Here is a 1,977-nt window from a genome sequence, read left to right on the forward strand (position 1 = left end):
TGCCCGTGCTCAAGCCCGGCAACAACCGGGTGCCGCCGCCCGAGCCGAGCATCCGGCAGAAGGGCAGCGACAAGTTCTGGCAGCGCGACGACGCGTGGATCGGCGGCGAGCGCCACACGCACGCCCTCACCGTGCACGCGCCCGCGACCACGCTGATCGACCTCAACCGCAGCTGCACGTCCTTCGACGCGGTCGCCGGGGTGGACGACGCCACGATCACGCCCGGCGGGGTGGTCTTCTCCGTCCAGGACGGCGACGGCAACACCCTGTGGCACTCCCGCACGCTGTCCGTCGGGGACGACGCGGTGCCGGTGCACGTGCCGCTGGCCGGGCAGAAGTCGATCCGGCTGGTCGTCACGCCGGTGAACGGGATCTGGTCGGCGTTGAACGTCGCGGACTGGGCCGAGGCCCGCTTCAGGTGCTCCTGAGAGCTCCCGGAACGGGCCCCGGGCGGGTCGGCGCCGTCCGGCGCCCGGCCGTCCTCTGACCCTCGTCCGACCGTCGTCCGGCGTCAGATGGCGCAGGAGCCGTCCGCGCAGGCCTCCCCGGCCGGGGCGACCGGCACCGGGGCCGGCCGGCGCTCGCCGATCTCGGCGGCGACCTGCTCCAGCACCTTGCGGAAGGTCTCGGCGTCCTGGCCGCCCTGGACCGCCCACTTGCCCTCGAACACGAAGGTCGGAACGGCGTTGATGCCCAGCTCCCGGCCCTCGGCCAGCTGGGCGCGGACCTCGGCGGCGCCCTCGTCGCCCGCCAGGTAGGCCGCCACCCGGTCCCGGTCCAGACCCGCCGCCACGGCGACGTCGGCCAGCGCGGCGCGGTCGCCGACGTCCACGCCGTCGGTGAAGTGCGCCTTCAGCAGCGCCTCCTTGAGGCGGCCCTGCACCTCGGCGCCGTACTCGGACTCGGCGAGGTGCAGCAGGCGGTGGCCCAGGAAGGTGTTGGCGTGCAGGGCGGCGTCGAAGTCGTACGTGATGCCCTCGGCCAGGCCCAGCTCGGCCACCCGCGCGTCCATCGCCACCGACTGCGGGCCGTAGCGCTCGGCCAGCCAGGCGCGGTGCGGGCTCGCCGTCGCGGGGGCGTCCGGGACCAGCTGGTACGGGCGGTAGACGACCTCGACACCCTCCTTGCCGGGGAACTCCGCCAGGGCCTGCTCGAAGCGGCGCTTGCCGATGTAGCACCAGGGGCAGGCGATGTCGGACCAGATCTCGACCTTCATGCGGGGGGACTCCAGGGGGCGTCGTGTCGTCGGTGTACCGGATTGGCGGATAGGTGAACGATGAACCATCTCGGTACATTCCCGACACCGCCCACACATCCCTGCTCCGTACGACTCCGTACGGCTCCATACGACTCCGTACGGCTCCGTCACGGCTCCGGCGGGGCGGGGACCACCAGGACGGGGCAGGCCGCGTGGTGCACGGCCGCCGAGCTCACCGAACCCAGCAGCAGACGGGCGAAGCCCCCGTTGCCCCGGGCGCCGACCACCAGGGTGTGCTGCCGGGCCGAGGCCTCCAGCAGCACCTCGATCACGTTGCCCAGCACCACGTGCAGCGACATCTCCCCCGCGAACGGCCGCGCCCGCTGCCGCAGCACGGTGGCCACCGCCCGGCGCAGCCCGTCCGCCATGCTCTCGACCAGCGTCTCCACGCTCTCCTGCACCAGCTCCGCCATCCCCGGCGGGTAGCCGGCCGGCGCCGGGTTCACCACGGCCAGCACGTACAGCGGCAGCCCGAACAGCTCCGCCTCCGTCATCGCCCGGTCCAGCGCCCACAGCGACCCGTCCGACCCGTCGCACGCCGCCAACACCCCGGGCGCGCGCCCCGTCGGCGGCCGCCCCAGCACCGACAGCACCACGGGAACGTCCTGCCCCGCGCCCACACCGGCCACCGCACACACTCCTCACCCCGGACCCGCAACCCCGCCATCATCGCTCGCCCTCCCGGGCCCCCACCGACAGCCGCGCCGGAAGCCGGCGGG

The 1,977-nt window shown here is 74.2% G+C and carries 3 protein-coding genes; 1 reads left to right on the forward strand and 2 read right to left on the reverse strand.

Translation table 11 applies throughout. The annotated features are described in order from the left end of the window. Positions 1-428: NPCBM/NEW2 domain-containing protein (locus J0670_RS36825; RefSeq protein ID WP_207817132.1), on the forward strand; the 428-nt coding region annotated here is incomplete at its 5' end. Between the two features lie 83 nt (positions 429-511). Here J0670_RS36825 and J0670_RS36830 read toward each other — a convergent pair. Both J0670_RS36830 and J0670_RS36835 read right to left on the reverse strand, forming a co-directional pair. Continuing rightward, positions 512-1,216 carry a DsbA family oxidoreductase gene (locus tag J0670_RS36830; protein ID WP_207817133.1) on the reverse strand — a complete coding sequence of 235 codons (705 nt, stop codon included), beginning with the start codon at positions 1,214-1,216 and terminating at the stop codon, positions 512-514. Positions 1,217-1,365: 149 nt separating this feature from the next. Beyond that, positions 1,366-1,887, reverse strand: coding sequence for a universal stress protein (locus J0670_RS36835; RefSeq protein ID WP_207817134.1), 522 nt, complete (start codon positions 1,885-1,887; stop codon positions 1,366-1,368). Positions 1,888-1,977 lie beyond the last annotated feature (90 nt).

The organism is Streptomyces sp. FH025, from assembly GCF_017427025.1.
Taxonomy (GTDB): Bacteria; Actinomycetota; Actinomycetes; order Streptomycetales; family Streptomycetaceae; genus Kitasatospora.